24 protein-coding genes and 4 tRNA genes are annotated in these 26,844 nt (G+C 43.9%); 5 read left to right on the forward strand and 23 right to left on the reverse strand.

What is annotated here, in order from left to right; genetic code table 11:
- Positions 1 to 62 precede the first annotated feature (62 nt).
- On the forward strand, positions 63 to 914 hold the full coding sequence (locus DRED_RS13005; protein ID WP_011878753.1) for a hypothetical protein: 852 nt from the start codon (positions 63 to 65) through the stop codon (positions 912 to 914).
- Positions 915 to 965: 51 nt separating this feature from the next.
- On the opposite strand, the gene DRED_RS13010 is transcribed toward DRED_RS13005, so the two are convergent.
- From DRED_RS13010 to DRED_RS13050, 9 genes are all read right to left on the reverse strand, one after another.
- Positions 966 to 1,466, reverse strand: a complete 501-nt coding sequence (locus DRED_RS13010) for a hypothetical protein (RefSeq protein WP_238442523.1) — start codon at positions 1,464 to 1,466, stop codon at positions 966 to 968.
- A 48-nt stretch (positions 1,467 to 1,514) separates the two neighbouring features.
- Positions 1,515 to 1,904, reverse strand: a complete 390-nt coding sequence (locus tag DRED_RS13015) for a (deoxy)nucleoside triphosphate pyrophosphohydrolase (RefSeq protein ID WP_011878755.1) — start codon at positions 1,902 to 1,904, stop codon at positions 1,515 to 1,517.
- Between the two features lie 65 nt (positions 1,905 to 1,969).
- Entirely contained in the window at positions 1,970 to 2,743 is a 774-nt protein-coding gene (locus DRED_RS13020) for a hypothetical protein (protein WP_011878756.1), read from the reverse strand.
- A gap of 97 nt (positions 2,744 to 2,840) precedes the next feature.
- Positions 2,841 to 3,494 (reverse strand): HAD-IA family hydrolase, encoded by a 654-nt coding sequence (locus DRED_RS13025; RefSeq protein ID WP_011878757.1) that lies wholly within the window; start codon positions 3,492 to 3,494, stop codon positions 2,841 to 2,843.
- A gap of 146 nt (positions 3,495 to 3,640) precedes the next feature.
- A complete protein-coding gene (locus tag DRED_RS13030; RefSeq protein ID WP_011878758.1) occupies positions 3,641 to 4,618 on the reverse strand; it encodes an ABC transporter ATP-binding protein in 978 nt (325 codons plus the stop codon).
- A complete protein-coding gene (locus tag DRED_RS13035) occupies positions 4,618 to 5,598 on the reverse strand; it encodes an ABC transporter ATP-binding protein (protein ID WP_011878759.1) in 981 nt (326 codons plus the stop codon). The genes DRED_RS13030 and DRED_RS13035 overlap by 1 nt, the downstream gene beginning before the upstream one ends.
- A gap of 12 nt (positions 5,599 to 5,610) precedes the next feature.
- Positions 5,611 to 6,501 (reverse strand): nickel transporter permease, encoded by an 891-nt coding sequence (nikC, locus tag DRED_RS13040; RefSeq protein ID WP_011878760.1) that lies wholly within the window; start codon positions 6,499 to 6,501, stop codon positions 5,611 to 5,613.
- Between the two features lie 92 nt (positions 6,502 to 6,593).
- Complete coding sequence (locus DRED_RS13045; protein ID WP_011878761.1) at positions 6,594 to 7,598, reverse strand: ABC transporter permease; 1,005 nt, start codon at positions 7,596 to 7,598, stop codon at positions 6,594 to 6,596.
- A gap of 124 nt (positions 7,599 to 7,722) precedes the next feature.
- Positions 7,723 to 9,309: an ABC transporter substrate-binding protein gene (locus DRED_RS13050; protein ID WP_011878762.1), complete on the reverse strand. Its 1,587-nt coding sequence runs from the start codon at positions 9,307 to 9,309 to the stop codon at positions 7,723 to 7,725.
- 267 nt (positions 9,310 to 9,576) lie between these two features.
- On the opposite strand from DRED_RS13050, the gene DRED_RS18380 reads away from it, so the two are divergent.
- Together DRED_RS18380 and DRED_RS13055 are read left to right on the forward strand one after the other, a co-directional pair.
- The gene (locus DRED_RS18380; protein WP_083755176.1) at positions 9,577 to 9,732 is read left to right on the forward strand and encodes a DUF1540 domain-containing protein; all 156 of its coding nucleotides are present in this window, start codon (positions 9,577 to 9,579) and stop codon (positions 9,730 to 9,732) included.
- Positions 9,733 to 9,858: 126 nt separating this feature from the next.
- On the forward strand, positions 9,859 to 10,353 hold the full coding sequence (locus DRED_RS13055; protein WP_041274622.1) for a hypothetical protein: 495 nt from the start codon (positions 9,859 to 9,861) through the stop codon (positions 10,351 to 10,353).
- A 150-nt stretch (positions 10,354 to 10,503) separates the two neighbouring features.
- On the opposite strand, the gene DRED_RS13060 is transcribed toward DRED_RS13055, so the two are convergent.
- A complete protein-coding gene (locus DRED_RS13060; RefSeq protein ID WP_041274623.1) occupies positions 10,504 to 10,746 on the reverse strand; it encodes a hypothetical protein in 243 nt (80 codons plus the stop codon).
- Between DRED_RS13060 and rnhA the strand changes: the two genes are divergently transcribed.
- Positions 10,739 to 11,218: a ribonuclease HI gene (rnhA, locus tag DRED_RS13065; protein WP_011878764.1), complete on the forward strand. Its 480-nt coding sequence runs from the start codon at positions 10,739 to 10,741 to the stop codon at positions 11,216 to 11,218. The genes DRED_RS13060 and rnhA overlap by 8 nt on opposite strands.
- A gap of 97 nt (positions 11,219 to 11,315) precedes the next feature.
- Positions 11,316 to 13,103 (forward strand): oligoendopeptidase F, encoded by a 1,788-nt coding sequence (gene pepF, locus DRED_RS13070; RefSeq protein WP_011878765.1) that lies wholly within the window; start codon positions 11,316 to 11,318, stop codon positions 13,101 to 13,103.
- Here the strand turns inward: pepF and DRED_RS13075 are convergent.
- The 13 genes from DRED_RS13075 to ppsA form a co-directional block, all read right to left on the reverse strand.
- Positions 13,095 to 13,814, reverse strand: a complete 720-nt coding sequence (locus DRED_RS13075) for a zinc ribbon domain-containing protein (protein WP_011878766.1) — start codon at positions 13,812 to 13,814, stop codon at positions 13,095 to 13,097. The genes pepF and DRED_RS13075 overlap by 9 nt on opposite strands.
- Positions 13,815 to 13,913: 99 nt before the next feature.
- Entirely contained in the window at positions 13,914 to 15,029 is a 1,116-nt protein-coding gene (locus DRED_RS13080; protein WP_011878767.1) for a Nif3-like dinuclear metal center hexameric protein, read from the reverse strand.
- Positions 15,030 to 15,195: 166 nt separating this feature from the next.
- On the reverse strand, positions 15,196 to 15,900 hold the full coding sequence (locus DRED_RS13085; RefSeq protein ID WP_011878768.1) for a tRNA (adenine(22)-N(1))-methyltransferase: 705 nt from the start codon (positions 15,898 to 15,900) through the stop codon (positions 15,196 to 15,198).
- A gap of 168 nt (positions 15,901 to 16,068) precedes the next feature.
- Complete coding sequence (locus tag DRED_RS13090; protein ID WP_011878769.1) at positions 16,069 to 17,949, reverse strand: methyl-accepting chemotaxis protein; 1,881 nt, start codon at positions 17,947 to 17,949, stop codon at positions 16,069 to 16,071.
- 192 nt (positions 17,950 to 18,141) lie between these two features.
- A tRNA-Val gene (locus tag DRED_RS13095) sits at positions 18,142 to 18,217 on the reverse strand.
- A 10-nt stretch (positions 18,218 to 18,227) separates the two neighbouring features.
- A tRNA-Glu gene (locus DRED_RS13100) sits at positions 18,228 to 18,303 on the reverse strand.
- A 28-nt stretch (positions 18,304 to 18,331) separates the two neighbouring features.
- Positions 18,332 to 18,406: transfer RNA gene (locus tag DRED_RS13105), tRNA-Ile, on the reverse strand.
- A gap of 6 nt (positions 18,407 to 18,412) precedes the next feature.
- A tRNA-Asn gene (locus tag DRED_RS13110) sits at positions 18,413 to 18,487 on the reverse strand.
- Between the two features lie 99 nt (positions 18,488 to 18,586).
- Complete coding sequence (rpoD, locus tag DRED_RS13115; protein ID WP_011878770.1) at positions 18,587 to 19,690, reverse strand: RNA polymerase sigma factor RpoD; 1,104 nt, start codon at positions 19,688 to 19,690, stop codon at positions 18,587 to 18,589.
- Positions 19,687 to 21,501, reverse strand: coding sequence for a DNA primase (gene dnaG, locus DRED_RS13120; protein ID WP_011878771.1), 1,815 nt, complete (start codon positions 21,499 to 21,501; stop codon positions 19,687 to 19,689). Before dnaG ends, rpoD begins: the two co-directional genes overlap by 4 nt.
- Before the next feature lie 201 nt (positions 21,502 to 21,702).
- A complete protein-coding gene (locus tag DRED_RS13125; protein WP_011878772.1) occupies positions 21,703 to 22,701 on the reverse strand; it encodes a deoxyguanosinetriphosphate triphosphohydrolase in 999 nt (332 codons plus the stop codon).
- Positions 22,702 to 22,708: 7 nt separating this feature from the next.
- Positions 22,709 to 23,317 carry a flavodoxin family protein gene (locus DRED_RS13130; protein WP_011878773.1) on the reverse strand — a complete coding sequence of 203 codons (609 nt, stop codon included), beginning with the start codon at positions 23,315 to 23,317 and terminating at the stop codon, positions 22,709 to 22,711.
- 438 nt (positions 23,318 to 23,755) lie between these two features.
- A complete protein-coding gene (gene ppsA, locus DRED_RS13135) occupies positions 23,756 to 26,104 on the reverse strand; it encodes a phosphoenolpyruvate synthase (protein ID WP_011878774.1) in 2,349 nt (782 codons plus the stop codon).
- Positions 26,105 to 26,844 lie beyond the last annotated feature (740 nt).

The raw sequence follows: 26,844 nt of genomic DNA on the forward strand, positions 1-26,844 counted from the left end.
TATTGGCAGAAAGTTTGAAGATGCTAAGGCTTTGGCCGATGCTTTATGAATGAGGTGATACATTGAAAACCTGGTACGTTGAGGATGCCGGCGGTGGTTGCCAGGCCTTTGGTGAAGTGGTTGTGTTGGTTTGCGAAGAGACAGGAGAAGTATATACCGCGCGGGTTCCCGTTACCTGGACCAATAAGATGGGCTGGGAAGAACTGGTCTGTAAGCTGATGATAGAATTGATGGAAAAGGCTGGTGCCACCAAGGAGGATCAATACTTGGTTTGCTCTGGCAATATTTTCCATACCTATCACAAGTGGTTATCCGAGGAAGGCTATAACTGGCAAACCCATAAAATGGACGGACTGGCCCATGATGCTGCAGAAAATGAGTTCCACCGCATGGTGGTTGAAACAGGTTTCCCGAAGGATGTTAAACTAGAAGAGCGGGATTACCGGAGTTATTATAGTGCCATTGAAAAATGGATTGCCCGTGATCCAGAGAGGAAAAAATTTTATTGGAAGGATCGAGAGGTTAGGAAAAAGCCCGCTGTGCCCAGGTATGTCTTAAAGAGTACCATGGGCAAGGCACGTATCTGTCAGCAGTGCAATCAGCCCATTCCCCCCTTTAACCCGGTGGTGGAGTTAAAACATCGGCTCAATGGGAGGAAGATTCGTTACTTCTACCACCCGGCATGCAGTCCGGTGGAACCGCTAAAATCCCAGCTGCATCAATTGGAGGTTACCTGGAATGGTAACAAACTGACCGGTGTGTTGGTACCCTGTCCGGAGGCTGTTCACTGCAGTATCTGCGGTCAACCGGTGGAGCCGGGGCAAAGTACCTTTTATGCCTATGAGGATGACAAGCTGGTTTGCGGGCATCCCGCTTGCTTTAACAAACCCTGTTCCACAGGGGATATCCCTTAGAATGTAAAGGACACCTAAATTGGTGTCCTTTACATTCTAAGCGGGTGTTCCTTAATGATAGGTGGTAACTTGTGTTTTGCTTCCCTGCAAAATCAGTTGCAGTTTAGCCAGTTCTTCAATATTCTCGTTGACAGCTGCCAATTCCTTTACGTGATCATAGAGCTTAGCTAACCCATTGTCTACATCCCGGATCAACAAAGCAAAGGGTTTGTACTCCCCTTCATCATAGAGCAGAGTTGCCCCTTCCTCCAGTTCACCGGTTTCTCCTAGGATAACCATATTTCCTTTCTCGCCAATCAGGTTAATAAATTCCCACATTTCTGATGAAAAAGCAACAATTAACCCTTCACCCTGATCCCAGTTTATTTCCAACACCACCAGGTACTCGGCGGTGTTGGTCACAACCAAGTCCCAGGAAAACCAGTAATCAACTTCCTCACCCGCGTGAAACCGTTCAAATAGGTCCGTCATATCTTCTTTTAAAGAAGGAATAATAACAACCACTGCTATTTCAGATTCCCCCAGAAATTCAGGGAATACAACTTGTTTCAACAAACCGATCTCCCCTTTTAGGAACAGTACCCCAAACTATATCCCGGTCTATTTTATACCCTGGAGTTTTTTTACAACGGGTACATCCGCTTCACTAAAGTCATACTGGGCCATCTCTGCGGGTGTTACCCATCGAAAATCCTGACAGTCCCGTGTGCTGGGCCGTTGCCCCAGGTAGCCACAATGGTAACACAAAAGCAAAATGTGCCTTTCCCCATAGTGGTGGGAAATCACTTCAAAAATATCTCCCACCTGGATTTCCATGTCCAGTTCTTCGATAATCTCTCTACGAAGGCCATCCTTTGGGTCCTCTCCATAGTTTAGCTTTCCCCCGGGAAACTCCCATTTCAGGCCATGCTCAGCACTACTTTTTCGCTGAGCAATTAATATTTTATCTTCTCTATGAATAATAGCTGCGGTGACAACAAGGATGTGCATTTTTTATCTCCTAATGGTATTCTGTTCTTTATCTATTGTGCCACTGTTAAACCAATATTACAACCTTAGTGCCATTGTTTTACCACAGCTGAGGCTAGGAGTGCTAATGCCTCCGGGTCACTAAAATAGGCCAGATGTCCCTTTACGGGATTGTATTTTTCCAATTCACATTCTATATTGCTGTCCGCACCACATGTGCTGAACCCCACCAGATGGGGACAGGCCACATCCATTCTGCCGGCCAGATTGGTCCAGTGGGCCAGGGTGGGTCGTTTGGATAACACCACTCGTTGGGAAAGCCATTTACGGAACCAGAAAATGGGGCTTCCCAATGTTATAAAATGCTTTAGCTTTTCTACTGGTTGGGAACTTTTTGGCAGAGCACAAAAGGCAACCATCGATCCCAAGCTGTAGGCCACTAGGGTCACGGGGCCAGGTACTTGTTTTAACACAGCATAAAACCGATTGTTTACCCGCTGATGGGTTTCGTCATCCAGTAGATAGGAAAAAATATCACCAAAGTTATCAACCACAAGGTTTACCAGCGCTTCCAAGGGGCCCCTTCCTAAAAATAGCGTCGGGTTACCGCCACGGACCATATGTTCCCAAAGTTCTTGCTTAAAATGGCTCAACACATTTCTTTTAAAAATAGAAGAAAGCCTTTGCCAGCCTTCCCCTGGTTGGGGCACTAAGTCGTAGTAATATATACCATTGAACTGTATATAAGAGGGATCAAGACCTCTTTGTATCAGATGGGGCAACAGTTTTTCTCCCCAGGCTTTCCAATATTCCCGATTTTGGTCATGACCCATCCCATGCATAAAAACAACCGTACCCATGACTCACACCTACTTTCCGCGCTTATCATAGGTTATGTTTTTTTCATCCCCTTGGTGACTTTTGGCCATTATTAGGAACTATGAAAAGATCTTTTCATTAGTCCATTAATTCGGTATCATTTTCCAGTACTAACAATAAATCTGACCATTGGTTTAGAAGATAATCCGGTTCAAAGCGCAGGAGTTCATCACCCTCTGCCATTCCCCAGCTAACGCCGATGGAAGTTACGCCGGCAGCTTTGGCAGACATAATGTCAAAGGGGCTATCCCCGATGTAAGCGGCACCTTCTGCAGGCACTTGCATTTGTTCCAGGGCTTTAAAAATAGGGTCTGGCTGAGGCTTATGACGGTCCACATCCTCTACACCGATCAGAACATCCATGTAGCGATCAATTCCTAAAAACCCTGTGCTTCTCAATGCAACTCGGCGGGATTTGGAAGTAACCACGCCCAGGCGAAGACTTCTTTGGTGCAGGTCTTCTAGCATTTCCATGGTACCGGGGTAGGCTTTTGTCATGGCATCGTGCTCGATGGCATAATGCTGCTGGTATAAACTAAAAAATTCTGCGTGCCTTTCCTCTCCGGCAAACTTCTTACCGATATCAACCAGCGGCAATCCAATACATTTCATGACCTCGCCGTTAGCCCAGGGTATATTCATTTCTTGAAAGACCCTCTTATAGGTCCTCTTAATTAAAGGCAGTGAATCCAGGAGTGTGCCATCCAAATCAAATAGTATTGTTTTTATCATGAGACCCCTCCGTTCTTTATCCTGGTATTTTACTACGAAAAAGCACAAAAGCCAAGAAATGCCATCAGCTATCCCTCAAGCCTACGGCTGACGGCTAAAAAAAATGGTTACAAACAAACCTGAGCTTGTTTGTAACCACTGAAACTTTACTTCTCCTCCTGCACCATATGGCAGGCTACCCAGTGACCGGGCTTAATACGTTTAAACACCGGCTCATGTTGCTTGCAAATGTCTTCGCACATAAAGCAACGGGTGTGGAAACGGCAACCCTTGGGCGGATTTACCGGGCTGGGAACATCCCCGGTGAGAATGATCCGTTCCTTTTTAGCACGGGGGTCCGGGATTGGAACCGCTGAGAGCAGTGCCCTAGTATAGGGATGCAACGGATTATAATAGAGTTCATCGTCCTTTGCCAATTCAACCATCTTACCCAAATACATCACACCAATGCGATCACTAACATGTTTAACAACATTTAGGCCGTGGGCAATGAACAGATAAGTTAAGCCAAACTCCTGCTGTAGATCCTTTAAGAGGTTTAAAACCTGGGATTGGATGGATACATCTAGGGCAGATACCGGTTCGTCGCAAATAATTAGTTTGGGGTTAAGGGCCAGGGCCCGGGCAATCCCCACACGTTGTCGTTGGCCCCCACTGAACTCATGGGGATAGCGCCTAGCATGGTAGGAAGCCAGCCCCACACAGGATAATAAATAATCCACTTTCTTCTGGACCTCCGGGCCGGAGGCCAGGTTATATAGCTTTATTGGTTCGGCAATAATATCTCCCACGGACATACGGGGATTTAAGGATGCATAGGGATCCTGGAAAATAATCTGCATATCCTTACGGAGGGCACGCATCTCGGCAGGGCTGGCCGCAAAGACATCTTTTCCTGTAAATTCCACCCGTCCAGCGGTGGGTTCCAACAGGCGTAGAATCACACGCCCGGTAGTGGACTTACCACAGCCGCTTTCCCCAACTAAACCAAGGGTTTCCCCTTTGCGAATATCAAAGGATAAACCATCCACAGCCTTAACTTGCCCGGCCTCTTTACCAAACATCCCCACCTTAATGGGGAAGTATTTCGTTAGGTTTGTTACATGAACAAGGACATCCGACATTAGCGAGCACCTCCTTCATGTAGCCAACAACTGACCCGTCTTCCCTGTGAAACTTGGGTTAGGGTAGGACGTTCCGCATGACAACGGGGTTGAGCCTCCGGGCAGCGGGGTGCAAAGGCACAGCCCACAGGCAAATTGGTTAAAGGAGGCACCATACCATCAATCATATAAAGCCTTTCCTGGGTGTCGGTGATATGAGGAATGGATCTCAGCAGACCCTTGGTGTAGGGATGCAGCGGGTTATCAAACAATTCCAGCACCGGTGCCTCTTCCACCAACTTGCCACAATACATAACTACGGCACGGTCAGCCATTTCTGCCACCACAGCTAGGTCGTGGGTAATCATGATAATGGCCGTACCCAATTGTTCCTTTAATTCATGCATTAAATCCAAAATCTGTGCCTGAATGGTTACATCCAGGGCTGTGGTTGGTTCATCGGCAATCAATAGCTCCGGTCGGCAACATAGGGCCATGGCAATCATTACCCGTTGCCGCATTCCTCCACTCATCTGGTGGGGAAAATCGTGCACCCTTTTTTCCGGTGAGGGAATACCCGTTAGTTTCAACATCTCGATACTTTTTTCCAGGGCTTCCTTTTTGTTTAACCCTTGGTGAATAATTAAGGACTCAGAAATTTGCTGACCCACCCGAAAAACTGGGTTCAGGGAGGTCATGGGTTCCTGGAAGATCATGGAGATGCGATTGCCTCGGATATCTCTCATTTCCTTTTCACTTTTCTTTAATAAATCTTCCCCGTTATAAAGGATTTCCCCTCCCACGATACGACCGGGAGGATTAGGAATTAATCGCATAATGGATGTGGCAGTAATACTCTTACCGCTGCCTGATTCCCCCACCACAGCCAGGGTCTCGCCACGGTTTAAATAAAAACTTACACCGTCAACGGCCGGTACCACTCCATCCTCCAGGAAAAAGTGGGTTTTGAGGTCCTTTACTTCTAATAATGTCTGTGTCATTCGACCCACCTCCTAGCGGCGCAACCGTGGATCCAGTGCATCCCGCAGGCCATCCCCCAGCAGGTTAAAGGCCATAACCGTCAGGGTAATTGCAATACCCGGGAAAAACACCAGATGCGGCGCATTATACATATATCCTCGACCACTTCCCAACATGGTTCCCCATTCTGCGAAGGGCGGTGCAACCCCCAGACCTAGGAACCCCAGAGCAGATGTCTCCAGGATAGCGGTGGAGATACCAAGGGTGGCACGCACAATTACTGGGGCCATAACGTTAGGCATGATATGTTTGAAAATAATTTGAAAGTCATTGTTCCCAATGGCTCGGGCAGCCTGTACATACTCATTTTCTTTAACGGACAATACGGACCCCCGAATAATTCGAGCATATTCAGGAATAGACACAATACCAATGGCAATAATGGCATTTTCTACCCCCCGACCCAAAACAGCCATTAGGGCTATGGCCAGCAAAATAGAGGGGAAGGCCAGCATAATATCCATAAAACGCATAATAATGTTATCCAAACGACCACCGTAATAACCGGCCGCAGAACCAACCACCATGCCTACCGATAGGGCAATGCACACAGCAATCAAACCCACCCGCAGGGATACGCCTGCCCCGTAAATAATCCGGCTTAGGATGTCTCGGCCCAATTCATCGTTGCCCAGCCAATGCTGCGCACTGGGGCCGTGCAGTGCCTTGGGCATTTCACTGAGATAAGGGTCGTAGGGTGCAACAAAGGGTGCAAAAATAGCAACAAAGGTTAAGGTTAATAAAAAGATTAGACTGACCATCGCCAGCTTGTTTTTCCGCAGGCGGTGCCAGAAGTCTGCCAACGGTGAGTAAGTCTGCTCGGCCGGTTGAGGAACCGGCGCAGATGTTTGAGCTTGCGGCATACGCAAATTCCTTTCTTATGGGTATTTCTTTGGAGTAGGCCTTGGGCCTTGGGTTTTAGGTTTTAGCTCATGGCTCACGGCCCATGGCTATTCTAGGAATACTTAATTCTAGGATCTAGGTAAGCATAAAGAATATCCACGATCAAGTTCACCACAACAAAGACGGTGGCAACCATGATGACGCCCCCCTGAACTACCGGAAAATCACCGGCCAGGATAGCGTTAACAATAAAACTACCGATACCAGGCCAGGAAAATACCGTTTCAGTTAAGACAGCACCACCCAGCAGGGAACCCATTTGCAAACCAATAACCGTGATGACTGGAATTAAGGCATTCCGCAGGGCGTGTTTAAACACAACCACCCTTTCCACCAGTCCCTTGGAACGTGCCGTACGAATGTAGTCCTGACGGATAACCTCCAGCATGGTAGAGCGAGTCATCCTTGCAATAATGGCCATTGAGTAGGAAGATAGGGCAATGGCAGGTAAAGCAAGGTGACTAACAGATGATTTGAAGGCTTCCCAGTTGCCGGATAAAAGGCTGTCAATCAGGTAGAAGTGAGTGATAGTGGCCGGTTCCATACCCACCTCGATGCGGCCGGACACAGGCAACCAGCCCAGTGTAACGGAAAATAAAATAATCAGCATTAAACCCAGCCAGAAGATGGGCATGGAAACACCCAACAGCGCACCCACCATGCTCAAATAATCAAAGATCGAATACTGTTTTACTGCAGAGATTACACCAACAGTAACTCCAATAAGGGTGGCAATCAGCATTGCAGCAAAGGCCAATTCCACAGTGGCCGGAAAACGAGCGAGCAATTCATCTGTGACAGGAGACCGGGTCATTAAAGACATCCCAAAGTCCCCCTGAATAATTTGGCTAATAAAAACACCAAACTGTACATACAATGGCTTGTTGAAACCCAATTCTTCCCTCAGGGACGCCACTTGTTCAGCGGTGGCATGCTGCCCAAGCATCATGGCTGCAGGGTCTGTGGTAAAAAGGTGCAGCACTAAAAAAACAAAAAGGCTGACCCCAAAGAGAACGGGAACAAGCAGCATAATTCTTTTGGCTATATATCTGAGCATTTATCTCCCTCTTTCCCTCGCAAGGGGTAATAAAAATACTAAATTCTTCCTATTGACCGTAAAACATTGAAACACGAATATGGCATGGGCCATATTCGTGTTTCTTCCAAAGGTGATTGATTTACTACTTGATATCTACATCACGGAAGTATACAACACCTACGGGGTGTAGATCAAAGCCTTCTACTTTCTTGCTTACAGCAGCCATATCTTTACTGTGGCTAATGAACACCCAGGGAGCTTCGGCCTGTACAATTTTTTGCAATTCACTGTAAGCAGCGTTCCGCTCTTCCTGAGTTCGGGCGGTACGACCTTTCATTAGCAGTTCATCTACCTGCTTGTTGGAGTACTTGGCAGCATTCAGAGTGCTCTTGATTTCCTTGGTTTCCAGCAAAGATAAGAAGTTATCCGGGTCACCATTGTCACCAATCCAGCCATAGAGCATCATGTCGCCGGCCTCAACAACTTCAGGGGTATAAATTTCCTTGTATTCTTTCCAAGGATAGGTTTTAATTTCTGCTTCGATCCCTACTTTACGTAGATCAGCTTGTACAGCAGCAGCCAGTTTATCTCCACCCACGGGGTTATAAGGACGCACGGTGGAGTAGGTTAACAGGGTAACCTTCAAGCCATTGGGATAACCTGCTTCGGCCAGCAGTTGCTTGGCCTTTTCAGGGTTATACTCAGGAGCCTGCAGGGACTTATCATGTCCGGGCATAAAGTTGGGCAGCATACTATTAGGAAGCTCAGCCAGACCCTGGTACAGGAAGTTGATTAAGTTCTCACGGTTAATGGCATGAGCAACAGCTAAACGTAGTTTAGGATTGTCAAAGGGCTTCTTGTTGCAGAAAAACGCCAGGTAGTTGATATTCATACCGGGGTTTTTGATTACATTCAGACCTGCCTCTTCCAACATCTTCACATCGTTAGGGTCCACGCCGTTCATGGCCTGAATGGACCCGGTTCTTAACTCACTGGCACGTACAGAGTTTTCTTTAATAAACTTGTAAACCAGTTTGTCAAGTTTGGGAGCGCCACCCCAGTATTCCTTGTTGGCTTCCAACACGATTTGCTGACCCTTTTTCCACTCAACAAACTTGAAGGGTCCGGTACCAACAGGGTTCTCAATAAATTTGTCACCATATTTTTCAACGGCTGCAGGGCTAACGATGGGGGCAGCCAGAGCCATTGCCAGGTTAGCCAAGAAGGGAGCATAGGGCTCGTTGAGGATAAACTTAACTGTGTAGTCGTCCACTTTCTCAATCTTTTCCACAGGACCAAAGGTAAAGGAAGCATAGGGCATAGCATCGGTTCGATTAGGAGGCAATTGACGGTTTACGCTGAATACCACCGCATCGGCGTTAAAGGGGGTTCCGTCGTGGAATTTTACGCCTTGACGTAACTTAAAGGTCCATTCTTTGCCATCCTCTGAGGAAGACCACTCGGTAGCCAAGGCAGGTTCAATCTCAGTGCTGCCAGTTTTATAACGAACAAGACCGTCATAAATATTGACAATAGGGTTGGCAGATTCACCATCATCAACAAAAGCCGGATCCAAGCCCCTGGGATCGGAACCCTGGCCAAAAACAAATACCTTTTGCTTGGCTTTGTCAGCAGCCTTTTCTTTGTTGTCACCGCCGCCACAGCCAACCATGGCCACTGCCAGCAAAGATACCAGCAACAGCATGAAAAAACTTTTCTTACGGAACATTTAGTTGGCAACTCCTCTCCTTATTTGTTTAGAATCTCCCCAGTGTCTATCCTTATCTTACAGCTGTCTTCACTGGGACTAGTGGTTAAATTTTCTACAAATAATTTAATTTTCCTTCATCTTTGTGAATATTATTTTGTATACTTCTTAGACAGTTGTTGTTTATTTATTAGTTAAGTATTATAATTATACGTTTTGCTTTGGGTTATGCATAAATCACTCTCGCCGGGGTCATACTACATGTAGTATATGATAGGAGGTAATTGTATGCCGAACATAAGATGTTCTGTAACCGAGTGTGCATATAACTCCAATGTTATGTGTGATGCTCCCATGATTCAAGTAAATCATTCCGGAGGTGAGCAATCCAGCACCTCTGAAGAAACTAAATGCGATACTTTTAAGCCCAGAACCCAATCTTAATACACCTCTTTAAATTTACCTTTCGAAGAAGGACGGATATTTACAAACCGTCCTTTTTTGTTTGGAACCTTTTAACATTTACTTCAATACTATATATCAAACTCGTAATAGGAGGTTTGATATTCAATGGCTGATAATTTGGAAGCCAAGGCCGGAATGATGCCGCCGGGCCAACACATGCCGATGGTAGCCCCCACCTTTATACAGCGTCTGTGTCAATTGCTGCACATGCGGGTTACAGTATTTCTTAATTGCGAAGAAGCCACTGCTCCTTTAACAGGTACTTTACATGCGGTGGGCCAGGATTACATTGAGTTAGTTAATGGTCCCACCAACCAAACCCAGGCTACAATTATTCCTTTATGGAATATTTGCACCATTAATGTTGCCGGGGCGATGAATGATGTTTGCCCGCCCCCCCAACCTTATCCCTATCAACCCCAGTACCCAGTGAGCCCCGGTCAGGATATGATGCCTGGGTGTCCTATGCCAGGTCCTGGTCCAATGCCTGGTTGCCCAAAGCCCGGTGCCGGACATGACTGTACCTCCATGCAGCCCCCCGGTTGGGCAGCTCCTGCACCTGGTTTTATGGATGTCAAGAAGGAAAAGGAAGAAAAATAAATAAATAAGTAACAGCCGTCACACTGGCGGCTGTTTTTGTTCTACTTATAATTTCTAGGGTCGTAAAAAGGTGCACCACCGCTGAAGGCCCCATGTTGATGCATCATACCATTCATATGACGCTGGTTGGTCAGATATAGGTGCTTACCATTATAATTTCTGCGTAGCTTTATGCAGGTCACCTCCCACACCCATTTCCCTTATTTTCTCCGGCTGTACCGGGAAGCATACAGGATTGCCCTTTGAAACATCCTTTATTTCACCTCTTGTTGTTATTTTCTCCCATCCTACCAGGAGCATTTTATTATCTGCCAATAACATGGTATAATTTACATGACCATATTGGTAAATAGTGGAATGTAAATTTAGAGAAATGGGGATTTTAATGAACACAAATCAAAATACAAACCTAAAAGAAATCACCATGTACACCGATGGAGCCTGTTCCGGCAATCCCGGTCCAGGTGGCTATGGTGTTGTTATGCTATATAAAGGACACCGCAAGGAACTGTCTGCAGGGTTTCGGGATACCACCAACAACCGGATGGAGTTATTGGCTACCATTGTAGGCCTGGAAACACTGAAAGAAAAGTGCAATGTTAATCTCTATACAGACTCCCAGTATGTCGTCAATGCCATTGAAAAGGGTTGGGCTAAGAAGTGGCGGGCCAACGGTTGGATGCGTAATAAGAAGGAACCTGCTCTCAATCCAGATTTGTGGGAACGATTATTAAAACTCTGTGAATTTCACAATGTTAAATTCAACTGGGTTAAGGGGCATGCTGGCCATCCGGAAAATGAACGTTGTGACCAACTGGCGGTGGCAGCTGCCAAGCAGCCTAATCTACCCCTGGATGTACGATAATTTCTTGGTAACTCCCTAAAAGCATGGTGAAAAAACAATAAGTTGGCATAAAATAATAGAAATTCTAAGCTAGAGAAACAAAATGGGGGGCGTATGAATGAATACCAATATTAAAAACCGAGATGAAATAGAAGAGCAGTTTAAATGGAACCTCAGCACCATGTATAAAAGTGTTGAAGAAGTTAAACAGGATATGAAAAAAATTAAGGACCTTTTAAATCAGTTTAAAGGTTATCAGGGGAAGTTAACTGATAAAGAAACCCTTCTGAAAGCCCTGCTTCTACAAGATCAAATGGATCAACTGGTCGAAAAGTGTTACACCTACTCCCATATGAAATTGGACGAGGACAATACCAATACACAGTCCTTGGCTCTTTTCGACCAGGTTAGAAGTCTTTTTGTTCTATACAGTGAAGATACCAGTTTTTTTGTGCCAGAAATCATGAAGTTAGACTTTCAACAATTAAGCTGCTATGCAAAGGATGAAAGGTTTCAGGATTACCGTCACTTCATCCGGGAAATTGGCAGAAACAAAGAACATATTCTCTCGGATTCGGAGGAAAAACTACTTTCCTCCTTTGGTGAAATTGCCGGGGCACCCAAAAGTATTTTTCAAACCTTAAATAATGCAGATCTCAAATTTGGAGAAGTAAAAGATGAGAACAATGAAACCGTTGAACTTACCCACGGTCGCTATCAGAGTCTCATCCAGAGCCGTCATCGTGATGTTCGTAAGGCAGCCTATAACGAACTATACAGGGTCTATAAATGCTTCAAGAATACCATTGCCCAAACCTTTATTAATTCTGTAAAAAAGGATTGTCTCTATGCCAGACTACGCAAATACAACAGTGCCTTGGAAGCCAGTACCTTTTCGGATAACGTAGCTGTTTCGGTTTACAATAATTTAATTGCTTCCATTCACAGGAATATTCCACTACTGCATCAGTATATAAAATTTCGTAAAGGTGTGATGCAACTGCCTGAACTGTATATGTATGATCTTTATGTGCCTCTGGTAACTGAGCTAAATAAAAAATATTCTTACCAAGAAGCTGTTGACATGGTTCTTAAGGGCCTGAATAAGCTGGGAGATCAATATGTCAGCAACCTAAGGCAAGGTCTGGAAAACGGTTGGGTAGACATCTATGAGAATAAAGGAAAAACCTCAGGGGCTTACTCCACTGGTGCCTATGGCAATCACCCATATATTCTTTTAAATTATAACGGTACAATGAATGATGTTTTTACCCTGGCCCATGAAGCCGGTCATGCCATGCATACCCTATACTCCCATAAAAATCAACCTTACCGAAACGCCAGTTATACGATCTTTGTGGCAGAGGTGGCTTCTACTCTAAATGAAAATCTTTTAATGAAGTACCTGTTGGATGAAACCAAAGATCCTAAGGAAAAATTATTCCTATTAAATTATAATCTGGAGCAGGTTAGAACCACTGTGTTCCGCCAAACTATGTTTGCTGAATTTGAAAAAATCACCCATGAAAAGGTCGAACAAGGGGAAAGCCTAACTCCAGATAGCCTATGTGAGATCTACTATGAATTAAATAAGTTTTATTACCAGGGAGTTCAGATGGATGATGAGATTGCCCTGGAGTGGGCCCGCATACCTCATTTCTATAATGCCTTTTATGTATATAAATACGCCACTGGCTTCAGTGCGGCTGTGGCACTGTCCAAGGGTATCCTGGAGGGTGGCCAAAATGAGTTAAACAAATATCTTGAGTTTCTATCCAGCGGTGGCAAGGATTACCCCATTGAGCTTTTGAAAAAGGCCGGCGTAGATATGGCCACCCCCCAGCCAGTGGAAGCTTGTTTACAATCCTTTGGGGAAAACATAAAGTTGGCCTCTACCTTAATCTAGCATTTGGGGGTCCCAAAACAAAATACGACCACAATGATTGCAGTAAACCAAACCCTTCTCATATTTAAGTTCCTTTACTTTGTCAAAGGAAATACCAAGGTGGCAACCTGAACAGGCATCTTTGGTAACACGCCCCACGGGATCTGGGAACTTTGTTTTCAGTTGCCGGTATTGCTTATATAGATCTTTATCTACATTCTGAATTAATTCTTCCATCTTACGGGCCGTCTCCGCGGTCCGTTCTTTTATTTCTTCTTTTTCTTGCAAGTACCGACTGTGTAGCTCCTTATACTTGGTCTTTAATAATTCCAGGGTCCCTTTTTTACTTTCCCACTGCTTTTTAATATCTTCTTTAATTTGCATTTTTTCCAGCTCCAGGTCTTCAAGCCGTGAAATATCCTGTTTTAGACGCTCCACCCTTTGCTGGCAACCCTGTATTTCCTTCACATGGAGGGTTCCGTCATAGATTTTTGCATTGATTTGTTCACATTTTCCTCTGGTTTCCTTAGATTTCTGTTCCAACTCAAAACTTTGTTCCTTGATCCGTTGATAATGAGTTTTTAATTCTTTGAGTTGCATTTGACCTGCTTCAATTTCTTTTTTTAATTGTTGCAGTTGCTGTATAATTTCATTCCCGGGCTTTTTACCTGACATGCTTTTATGGTATTTTTCCAGAAGTTGTAATTGCCACAAATTACGAGTATAGTTCATATTTACCTCCTCCATGAGAAAGGCTAGCTTTCACCAAGCCTTTCAAGAAAAATTTATATTTCAAAAAATAATAGGATACAGAGCTATAAGCCCTCTATCCTATAAAAACATGAAAGGGTTAGATTGACGTTTTGTTAGCATAAATTCTACAACCAAATTTTTCTTGACACAGGCCTCGGACAGTATTCTTTGTAACTCCGGTAAAATAACGTGCTCGGTGGCAAAATGACCGGCATCAATAAAATTTAAACCAGACGCCAGCATATCTTGGGCAGTATGATACTTAATATCGCCAGTTATATAGACATCGGCCCCTTTGGCAAATGCAATGGGCCAGAGCTCTGCTCCGGAGCCACCACAAACAGCGATTCTTCGTACATCCTTCCACATGCTGCCGCCAACCTTAACTGAGGCCAATCCCAAAGCTTCTTTGACTGCAATGATAAAATCTGCAAAACTCTGGGTTTCTGCTAAATGTCCAATTCTTCCTAAGCCCGCATTGCTGGTCTGATTCTCCAAGGGATACAGATCATAGGCCACCTCTTCGTAGGGATGTGCCTCTAGCATAGCTTTGAGAACTGTTTTGATTTTACTGGCTGGTACAATGGTTTCCAGGCGGCTTTCCGCCACCTGTTCCAACTGTCCCTGCTGTCCAATAAAGGGATTGGTTCCCTCCAGTGGACGAAAGGTTCCTTCCCCCTGAACACTGAACGTGCAATCACTATAGTTACCGATCCAACCAGCACCAGCTTGGGATATGGCCCTCTGCACCCCTTCCACCTGTTGTACAGGTACAAATACAACTAGTTTTAAGTGCTTTTCTCCCTTGGCAGGGTGGAGAACCTCTATATTTTGCAATCCCAGTCGTTTAGCCAACTGCTCATTAACTCCGCCTGCAGCACTGTCCAAGTTGGTATGGGCAGCATAAAGCCCAATGTTATTTTTAATTAATTGGGCAATCAATTCCCCCTTGGGTTCATCCAAGCGGATGTTTTTAATACCTTTCATCAACAGCGGGTGATGGCTAATAATCAGGTTAACCTGCTTTTCCACCGCTTCCCGCACTACTACAGCATCTACGTCCAGGGTTAGTAATACTTTGCTAACCCCAGCAGCAGGATCTCCCACCTGCCAGCCGCTGTTATCCCACTCCTCTGCCAGATGGCGTGGGGCGATTTGTTCTAGCATTGAAACAATCTCCCTGGCTGTTGACATCGGTTAACACCTCCAGATTAGACGTTAGCTTTAGGCTGTGGCCTTTTGGGCATATTTTACTTAGTGCCTTTGCTCATGGCTCACGGCACATGACCCAAAGCCCAAAATTTACGGTCAAAGCCATCCTAAAGAAATACCTCAGGGTCTAATGGCTAATAACTAATAGCTAATGACTACTTAAAAGCTCTGCTTCTATTTTTCTAAGTTGTCCAATCTTTTCCTTAATATGTTCTGCTTTCCTTAGTGCAACTTCCTGGGTACTTTTCTGTAAACCCATTAACACCCGTTGGTATTTTTCGATTAATCTACGGATATGAACTGATAAAAGTAAATGTTTCTTCTCTATCAACCTGGGCCCTATTTCCAGTAAAATGGATTCACCTATCTCCTCTTGACCCCTTTCGGCCACAAGGACCTGATATAATCGACCATCCTCCAATAGCAGTTCTTCGTCCCGTAGAGTCCAACCATGCTGCAACAAATATGCCCGAAGCTCCTTTTCATCTGCCATTGGTTGCAGGATAAACCTGGTTGCTTGAAGGGCTACCTCCGGTGAAGCCTCTAAAATATCTCGTATGGTTCCCCCTCCCATCCCGGCAATAACAATAACATCTGCCTCACCGGGCCTAAGCACCTGTAAACCATTTCCCAGTCGTAAATCAATTTTATCTTGCACATTGTATTGTAGGATGTTGGACTGGGCTGCTTCCAGGGGGCCTTTATTGATATCTGCGGCAATTGCTCTAGGGCAGGTTCCCAGCAGTACCAGATGGGTTGGTAAATAACCATGATCGGTTCCGATATCAGCAACAACACTTCCATTGGGCACAAACTGAGCCAGACATTTCAATCGTTCACTTAGGTTTATCAATTTATCTTCCCTCATATTGTATTTATTTCTCTGGCAAACCGAAAAATCCTTTAATCACTAATGTTTTCCTTCCTGTAGTATTGCCAGTTCCACAGAAAAACTGGCTTCTGCCTAGTGGCCAGGTACAAAAAAGGGCTCGGGAATGATTTCCCAGAACCCTTTGTCATCCTAGCTACTTTTAAACCGGCTCAGTTGTTGCTTTAGGTCCTCTGCCATTTGGTCTAAGACACCTGCAGAGGTTGCTACTTGTTGAATGGAAGCAGCTTGTTCTTGAATGGCTGCTGATATTTCAGAACTACTGGCCGTAGCCTGGCTACCAGAAACAGCCACGGCTTGGGATTGTTGCGCCATTAATTCTACAAGCTCTTTAATCCGTTTAAATTTTACTCCCGATTCGTTAATCAATTGGTGGCTTGCATGGACTTCCTTTAACCCTTCATTCATGTTAAACATGACATTTTCGGATTGCTCTGTTATTTCTATAATAATATTCTTTACATCTTTGGCTGCCTGATTGGAGCGGTCGGCTAACTTACGAACCTCCTGGGCTACCACAGAAAAACCTCGTCCATGCTCCCCTGCCCTGGCAGACTCAATGGCGGCATTCAATGCCAGCAGGTTTGTTTGCTCTGCGATTTCGCTAATGAGCTGTACAAACTTGTTAACATCTTCGATCTTTTGTCCAAGTCCACCAGTTTCCTGAGACAAGCCTTCCACCATGCTATCCAAAATTTGTATCTGTTTAACTGCTTGTTGGACTACTTGCTGGCCTTCCTCTGCAGCTCCGGCTGCTTGTTGGGAATAATCCGCTGCATGCTTGGCCATCGTATCCAATTCCTGCAAAGAATAGGCTAATTTTTCTACCTGTTCAGTTGCTTCCTCCACTGAAACACTGGTTTCTTCCGTTACCATACTGAGGGCCTTGCTGGACTTAGTGAGTTCCCCGGTTATATAACGTGTTTCTCCAATTAAACGCCGAAAATCCTTCAGCATGGTATTAAAACTTTGTCCCAGTTTAGAGATCTCATCATTACCTTGCAACTGCAATTTCTTGGTTAAGTCTCCACTGGCTACGGTAGTCATATTATCACTGATTCTTTGCAGTGGCTTTAATGTGATCGTAATTAACCAATACATAATTAGGGAAATTATCAAGAGTGATAAAAGTAGGTGGACTATGCTGTCCCGCAACACGGTATCCAATTTATTTAAGACTTCGGTACGGTCCAGGTTCGCCTTCACATAGCTGATGGGTTTCCCACTGTAGTCATAAACCGGAATAATCAGAATCGCATGGTTATCACCGTTTACATAGCTGGCGTAGACACCTTTGCTGGACATGGCTTTCTTTATCTCATTTTCATCTATTTTAAGAGGATCTTCCTTTGCTGTACCCACCAATGGTTTGCTTTTGTCAACCCTTTGCCAAGCAACTTCGGAACTGGCAAAGGGATACATATAGAAATCTCCACCGCACTGTTCCTTCCAACGTTCTAAGATTGTAGGGCTAAAGCCCATGCCATATTCGGCACTTCCTACATGTTGTCCCTGAAAAAAAACAGGGGCCACCACCCGGAAACCATAACCACCTCGTCCCTCTTCTAACCCAGCCACCAGTTTCTTTTCTTGATTACTTTGAACCACGGTGGCTCGGAAAGATGACAGGTCGTCCCCATACTTTTGTGGTTGATGCAGACGCAGGAAAGAGGTAGCTGGGGGCAAGTGAAACTGAAACTGTTCAATACCATCCTTTTTAGCTTGCTCAAAAATGGGTGCGGTAAGTCGTTGCAGTTCTTCCCGGTCCCTTCGTGCAAAGGCCTGCTGCACTTCCGGCATATTAATAACACTGGTCAGCCCCATGCGAGTGGAAGTAAAAGTTGCCTCCAAGTCGTTGCGAACAATACTTTCAATATTCCGGAAACTTACCTGCTCCTGGCTTAGGATAGCACTTCTCATTTGATAATGATTTAAGGAAACAAGGGTGATTAATGAAACTCCAAAAATCATAATCAGCGGTATCAATAATTTTGCCTTCACACTCTGCTGCAAACTTCTTAACCCCCTTATATTGGGAAATTTTTCATAGAACGATGATTATAAAATACATGATATTTCTTTCACATGATGTCCTGTGGATATCTCTTTTTTAGTCAGATTACTGACATTATGAACAGTAATACCTCATCTCCTTGGAAAGAACATTGGATATAAAAAAACCTTACCTATCAAGGTAAGGTTTAGTGGTGGGCGATGACGGGATCGAACCGCCGACATCCTGCTTGTAAGGCAGGCGCTCTCCCAGCTGAGCTAATCGCCCATTATTTATATGGTGACCCCTACGGGATTCGAACCCGTGTTACCGCCGTGAAAGGGCGGTGTCTTAGACCACTTGACCAAGGGGCCATCTTTAACATAGAGGTGAGAGGTGAGATGGTGGGCCCACCAGGACTCGAACCTGGAACCAGCCGGTTATGAGCCGGATGCTCCACCATTGAGCTATAGGCCCTTATATTGGCTCCCCGAGTAGGATTCGAACCTACAACCTACCGGTTAACAGCCGGTTGCTCTACCATTGAGCTATCGAGGAGCATCACCACGAAAGTTATTATACTAAAACAACTATGTCAGGTCAACCCATAATTTCATTTTTTATTGTATTTTTTACTTGGTTATTCGCAATTATTTATTAATCCAGGTAATCCTTTAATTTCTTACTACGGCTTGGATGTCGCAGTTTCCGTAACGTCTTTGCTTCAATTTGACGAATACGTTCTCTAGTAACGCCAAATTTTTGTCCCACTTCTTCCAATGTTCTAGCACGACCATCGTCCAAACCAAAACGCAGGCGAAGAACCTTTTGCTCACGATCCGTTAAGGTTTTAAGAACTTCATCTAATTGTTCGCGCAAAAGTGTAAAGGAAGCTTCTTCTGCTGGTGCCCTGGCATCTGCATCTTCAATAAAATCACCCAGGTGTGAATCTTCTTCTTCACCAATGGGCGTTTCCAGTGATACAGGCTCCTGAGCAATTTTCAAGATTTCTCGAACTTTTTCACCAGAAATATCCATCTCTTTGGCAATTTCTTCAGGGGAGGGTTCCCTTCCCAGTTCCTGTAGCAGTTGGCGAGAAACCCGAATCAATTTATTTATGGTTTCCACCATATGTACAGGGATACGGATGGTACGGGCCTGATCTGCAATGGCCCGGGTAATGGCCTGCCGAATCCACCAGGTGGCATAGGTACTGAATTTATAACCTTTTCGATAATCAAATTTTTCTACCGCTTTAATAAGACCTAAATTTCCTTCCTGGATTAAATCCAAGAAAAGCATACCCCTGCCCACGTAGCGCTTGGCAATACTAACAACCAGTCGTAAATTAGCCTCCGCAAGACGTCGTTTAGCTTCTTCTTCTCCTTGCTCCATCCTTTTAGCCAAGTCTACTTCTTCTTCGGGCGATAGTAGGGGAACCCGGCCAATTTCCTTTAGGTACATTCTAACGGGGTCATCGATACCAATACCCTCGGGAATACTTAAATCAACTTCAACCTCAACCTCTTCCTCGGTTGAATTTTCTACTGAGTCATCTACTTCCAGAGGCTCCAAATCACTGGCTAAGGGGACAACTTCAATACCCATAGCAGAAATCTTTTCATAAATGTCGTCAATTTGATCTGGCGACAACTCGGTGCCCTGCAGGGTATCCATAATTTCGTTATATGTTAGTACCCCACGTTTTTTGCCTTTTTCGATTAACTCTTTAATTTGTTCTACTTTCGCTTCGTCCCTCATGTTGCCACTCCCCTTTCGGGCCCCTCGGATTTCATGGTAAGATTAATCTTTCGACTCAGCTCGATTACCCGTTCGGTATCTCCGCTTTTCTCCGCAGCAGCCAATTGCATCAACAAATCATCAAGTTTTGCTTTTTCTCTGGTTCTTTTTATGGTATTAATAAAGTCAGAAAGTATTTGATCCATATTCTCCCCTGGAATTTCTTGCACCAGCAAACTGCTGACAATCCTTTGGGAGGATTCGTCTAATTCATCCAACAGTCTGGCGGAATTTTGTTCCTTGTTCCCTAGGTGGACATCAAATATTCTCTGGTAAACATTATTTTGAAAAAAGTCATTGCCCAACTCCTGTAGAATTCTTTCCAGGTATTCTTTATTTTCCAAAGCAAACCTTAGAACACCTGCTTCTGCATTAGATCTCGCGTCCTTGGGACGAACAGGAGCAAAATACCGTGCACTCGATATATTATGGCTTTCTTTTGCAAAATTATCCTCTATTTGGGATTTTTTTCTGGAATTCCTTTTATACTTTTTAATTTCCTCCAGCACGGTCTCCCAATTTACTTGTAAAACCGTGGCCGCTTGTTTAACTGTTTCTTCTAATTCAATGGCACTGGCCACAGAAGCCAAATTGGGTAGCACCTCCCGGAGTATTCTTTGCTTTGCCCCTGCATTTTGTAGGCCATGCTTTTGAGCAGCCTGTAAAAGCTTGTATTGTACTAAAGGCATTGCATGATCAATTATGCTTTGCCATCCTTCCAGACCATGACTTTGAATATATTCATCTGGGTCCTTTGCACCTACAATGGTGGCGATCCTCACCTGGCAACCCAATTCTTGGAGAATATCTGCTGCACGGGTTGCTGCTTTTATCCCAGCTGTATCAGCATCATAGGCGATAACAACATCATGGGTATACATCATGAGTATCTTACCCTGGTCGCGTGTAAAAGCAGTCCCCAATGAGGCCACTGCATTGGTAACGCCATGTTGGTAGGTGGAAACAACATCCATATACCCTTCCATTAATACAGCGTAGCCCTGTTCCCGAATGCCCTTACGGGCAATATGCAACCCATAAAGAAGCTGGCCTTTATTGAAGTATTCACCTTCCGGGGAATTTAGGTACTTCGGATTATCCTCACCCATGGTTCTGCCGCCAAAGCCAACTACCCGGCCCTGATTATCCCAGATGGGAAACATGATTCGATTTCTAAACCTATCGTAATAACCACCAGATTCCTTTTTTTGTACCAGGCCCAGCTTTGTGAGTTCCTCGCCAGAAATTCCCTTGGCAGTTAAAAAGCCGGTTAATGAATCCCATCCTAACGGTGCAAACCCCAACTCAAAGGTTTCCCTTGTTTTATCAGTCAGGTTTCGGGACTCCAGATATCTGATGGCCCCAATACCAATTTCTTTGGTAAGAAGAAAATGGTAAAAATCCCTGGCTAATCCATATATTTTAAAAGCCCTATCCTTTTTTCCCTGTTTAACCCTTTCTTTCGGTGAAATTTCTTCGGGAACCTCTATACCAAGTTTAGTCCCCAAAGACCTCACAGATTCAGGGAAAGAAAGACCTTCCACCATCATAAGAAATTTAAAGACATTTCCCCCAACACCACATCCAAAGCAGTGAAACATCTGTCGCTCTGGGTTAATGTTAAAGGAAGGTGTCTTTTCCTGGTGAAAGGGGCAAAGGGCCAGATAGTTCTTGCCGCGTTTTTCCACATGTATAAACCTGGAAATGACTTCGACAATGTCAGTTCTTTGCCTGATTTCTTCAATAACGGAATCCGGGATCCTTCCAGCCATAAACTCACCCTTTTACTACCCTACTTATTTTTGTTCAATGCAGGGTGCTTTCCTTTTTTTGGATTGTAACCGGAATTCCGAACTACAGTTTAAAGTTTATTCGCTGTAACTAAAAATTTTCCTGCTATGCTTCGACATTTTTTCTATGACGACAGCTTTATTATTGCCAATATTTGCAATGAATATATCAAAATTCGCCTATCATAGAGGAAATCCTTTGGGAATAAACAAATTTTTATATTGGGCAACGGCATAACGATCTGTCATTCCGGCGATATAATCCACCACCACCCTAGAAACTTCCTCTTGCTCAATCCTTTTTCGCATCTCTCCAGGCAAATGGTGGTAATTTTCAATGTAATACAGGTAAAGCTCCTTTACCACATGTCTTGCCTTATCTTCTTCATTTTTTGCTTCAGAACCAATATATACATGTTCAAACATAAAAGTTCTTAACCGTTCCATTGCCTCCTGGATTCTTTGGCTCATGGTAATTTCTGGTTTGCCTACACTTGATTGTATCAAATCGTAAACCATTGTATTAATGCGTTGGCTATGCCTTACTCCCAAGGTGTCTAAACAATCCCAGGGTAGATCTTGAAGGTTTAATATCCCTGCTCTTAAGGCATCATCAATATCGTGGTTGATATAGGCAATTCGATCTGCTATTTTTACTATTTGACCCTCCAGGGTTTCCGGCTTGCATGGTCCAGTATGGTGAACAATACCATCAAGAACTTCACGGGAAAGATTTAACCCCTGATCTCCTTCCAATTGTCTGACCACTCGGAGGCTCTGCTCGTTGTGTTTAAAGCCTCGGCTGTAGACCTTATCTAACACCTGCTCACCGGCATGACCAAAGGGAGTGTGCCCAAGGTCATGGCCTAATGCTATGGCCTCAGTCAAATCCTCATTTAACCTAAGAGCCTTGGCACAGGTTCTGGCAATTTGGGCAACCTCAAGGGTATGGGTTAATCGTGTGCGGTAATGATCCCCCTCGGGGATGATGAATACCTGAGTTTTTAATTTTAAACGTCGAAAGGCTTTGGAATGAATGATCCTATCCCTGTCCCGTTGAAATGCTGTTCTTACAGGACATGGCTCTTCCTGTCTTTCCCTGCCTTTGCTCTTTGCACTGAGGCAGGCAAAGGACGACAAAAATTTCGCTTCTAATTCTTCAGTTTGCTGCCTAAATTCCATCTAGGACCTATCCTTTTTTCCTCTTTCTCAGGGAAGCAGTAGCTAGGGCTACCTCGGCCACACGACGACCTAAGACCCGGCAGCGTTCTGCAGCCTGTGGATCGCCATCGGCAGGCCTTTGGGCACAGGCTCCGTGATGCCCTGGGTCATTTTCAAAAGCTCCGTCCCCCACAAGGGTCATTCCATGTACCAGCATAATATCCTGTAAAGAACGTAACGTCAGTTCCTGTCCACCAAAGCGTGAAGCACCAACTGAGATGGCCGCCCCCACAACATCAACTAAGGCTTTTTCTTTTCTTAGGGCCCTGCTTTTATCCCACAGAAGCTTCATAGGTGCAGCAACGGTGCCAAAATAAACCGGACTGCCCAGGATAATACCATCTGCTGTTTTGATTAATTCCAACAGATCACCCAGAGATGTGCCTTGATAGCATACTCCTGCGCAGGGATTGCTGCAGGCGTTACAAAACAATGGGTCAGCTGTTGCCACATGTTCTGCCACATGAATAAGCTTGGTATCTGCACCCAGTTCCTTTGCTGCTTCCAGTGCTTTGTTCAGCATAAATGCCGTATTGCCATTGGTATTAGGACTTCCATTCAAACCTAGTATCAGCATAATAAACCTCCCTAACTTTAATTTAGAGGTATCAGATGGTGCAATTAATAAAATAGCGAAAGCGAAGTTTTTCTAATAAAAACTTATGCCATCTCTGATACGATTAGACCCCTTTACCTTTTAGGCAAAAGGTTTCCAATAGGTTATAAATGGCGATAAAAAATCTCAGATTCTTCATAGTTCTATCTTTTTTCCCATGTATGGAAATATTCGACGGTGAACGGCCAAATCCTCTTTGAAAAGTTTTGTTTTACTAAGATTTACCACATGTGCTTGAAGTATTCCGAGAATGATAGTCTAAACCTTTATAATCCTATGGTTTTGCGCCTTGACGGTTTTTTTTGAAAAACAAATCAGGGCAGCAAGGCTGCCCTGAGAATCACTTATCTATCTAGTTCCTGAATCCGTGAGTTAATCGTATTTTATAAAACAAATGCCTTATTTTTTGCCCCTAAGTAATTCCAACATTACTTTCTGTTCTACAGAAGCCACCAAACGGCGGGTTTGAATGACCGTATCTGGGTTTACACTAACACTGTCAATACCTGTTTTAACCAAAAATTCAGTGAATTCCGGATAAATTGATGGACCCTGTCCGCAAATGGAAACCGTTTTGCCGTATTTATGAGCGGTTTCTATTAAATGGGCAATGGCTCTTTTAATGGCAGGGTCACGCTCATCGAAATAGCCCATGCTATCCAGAACCCCAGAGTCACGGTCTGCACCAAGTATTAATTGGGTTAAATCGTTGCTACCAATACTAAACCCATCAACTAATTGACTAAACTCATCAGCCATAAATATTACCGAAGGCACTTCCGCCATAATCCAAAGTTTAAAATTCAGGCCTTGTTTGAGGCCCTCTTCCTCCATGATAGCCTTAACCTGTTTTAATTCCCAGGTGGTACGGACAAAGGGTAACATCGCCCAAATATTGGTTAAGCCATACTCTTCCCGTGCTTTACGCATGGCCTTGCATTCTGCACGAAAACCTTCTAAGTATTCTTCAGAAATATAACGGGAAACTCCGCGCCAACCAATCATCGGATTATTCTCAATAGGTTCAACTTCTTCGCCGCCCTTTAGACCACGAAATTCATTTGTTCTAAAATCACTCATTCTTACCACAACTGGACGTGGGTATATGGCCTGGGCCACGCTAGTTAATCCTTCGGCCAGTTTATCAATCATAAACTGTTGCTGGCCAGTTTTAATCAGATACATGGGGTGAGCCTTAATCATATTCGTAAAAATAAATTCCACCCTCATTAGACCAATACCATCGAAGGGTAAATTCTTATACTTCTCTACCAAAGACGGCTCTCCCAGATTCATATATACTTTGGTTGCAGTAACCGGGAATATTTCCCGCATGATTTCCGGAGGGAAGGTAGCAGCACTGTTAGCTGTTTCTGTCTTATTCTGCCCGAGATCTACTTTACCTTTGTACACGACACCCCTTGTAGCATCAACGGTAACTTCCTGGCCTTCTTTAAGAACATCTGTAGCATTTTTGCAGCCAACAATACAAGGCACTCCCAACTCACGGGATACAATAGCTGCGTGACAGGTTCGACCCCCTTCGTCTGTCACGATAGCAGCAGCTTTACTCATGGCTGGAACCATATCAGGGTTCGTCATAATCGTCACCAGAATATCCCCTTCTTTAACACCGGAGATATCATCATTACGAATGATCGTTACTTTTCCGGAAGCTATGCCAGGAGATGCAGCCATGCCTTTGACTAATACTTCCAGGTCTTCTTTTTTTACCTCGCTCATATTATCTTTTCTCTCCTCTCCTAAAGTGGTTATCGGGCGAGCCTGTAACAGATAGAACTGCCCGTCATCATTATCGTAAGCCCACTCTATATCCTGTGGAGAACCGTAATGCTTTTCTATACGGGTACACTCTTTGGACAGGTTGATAATTTCATCATCGGACAGGCATTGTTTGGTAACATAATCATTTCCTAAATGTTCACTGACCGGTACCGTGATGGTTCCTACTTCTTTGGCTGGGTCCCTTATTACCATGATCTTTTTTTCAGCAACTTCTTTTTCTTTTATTTCCCATTTATCTTTTTGTATAATATAATCGTCAGGGGTTACTATACCAGCAACAACAGCTTCTCCCAGCCCCCAACTAGCGTTAATCATAATTTCATCTCTGGTTCCGGTTACCGGGTTTGCGGTGAATGCTACTCCGGATTTAGCGGCAGAAACCAGTTTTTGCACAACAGCCGACAGGTAAACATCAAAATGATCAAACTTTTGAGTTTGACGGTAGTAGGTTGCTCGGGCTGTCCATAGTGATGCCCAACATTTTTGGACATGAGAAACTACTTCTTTAGCCCCTAATATATTTAAATAGGTATCTTGTTGACCGGCAAAAGACGCTTCTGGTAAATCTTCTGCAGTAGCAGAACTGCGCACAGCTACACGTGGGGCATTGCCGGAACCGGTCAAATAGCCATAAGCGGAGATGATTTCATTCTTAATTTCCGTGGGCATAGAAGTCAAAACAATCATTTGGCGTATTTTAGCTGTATTCTCATCTAACTGTTGAACATCACTTAAGTCTGTTTCTGCCAATAACGCACGAATTTTTACCTGTAAACCAGTGGATTTAACAAAATATTGATATGCATCGGCCGTTACACAAAAACCGGGCGGTACTCGAATGCCTGCCCTTGTAAGTTCACCTAAATTAGCCCCTTTTCCACCAACCATAGCGACATCTTCTTTGGTTAGTTCATTAAACCATTTAATAAACTGGTACCCCAATGCTACCAACTCCTCTCTTTATTGAAGAACATTTTATTACATATCCGGCAAGACCTTTTGGGCCGGAATATAAGTAAGGGCTAAATTTCATAATGAGATTTCTTTCAAATTCCTGTTAATATTTTTATGCCATTTTTTTAGACTACTATGAATAAATTAAATTATCTGATATTTTTCACTCTGTTAAGGGACCTTCTTGTTGCTCGTTGCAATAGGACTTCATATGGCCTTTCCTAGCATATCTACCTACCAATAATTGGTGTAAGTGAAAAGTTTATCAAACCACTGGACTAAGTTCCATGTTTAATTTCTCCAGTGGAGCAGGATATGTGTTATGCTAATTGCCCCAATATTCTTCAATATATTATACACTATATAATATATAATATATTAGAAATAATTTCATCCATTAATTTTAAAAAAAGAAAAAAATTTTTATCTTATTTTATGGTAAGGATCAATATTAAATTAAGGCCATGGCTTTAAACAATTTTAATAGTGTTATACTTATTTGAAGTGTTGGGTCAAATAAAAATAGGGTACTGTCTCTTAAAGTTACTAAAAGACAATACCCATATTTATTTTCTCTTAACTTCTAAGTCTTGAAGTAAAAGGCTTAAAAATCTATTCCTACTATTTTTGCGTTAACTATGCCCTTTGATGTTTTACCGCCCCTTGGGCGGCTGCTATCATAATAGACCAATCGCTATTTTACACTATTATGGAATACTTCTTATAAT

Origin of the sequence: Desulforamulus reducens MI-1, assembly GCF_000016165.1 — a bacterium.
GTDB lineage: Bacteria > Bacillota > Desulfotomaculia > Desulfotomaculales > Desulfotomaculaceae > Desulfotomaculum > Desulfotomaculum reducens.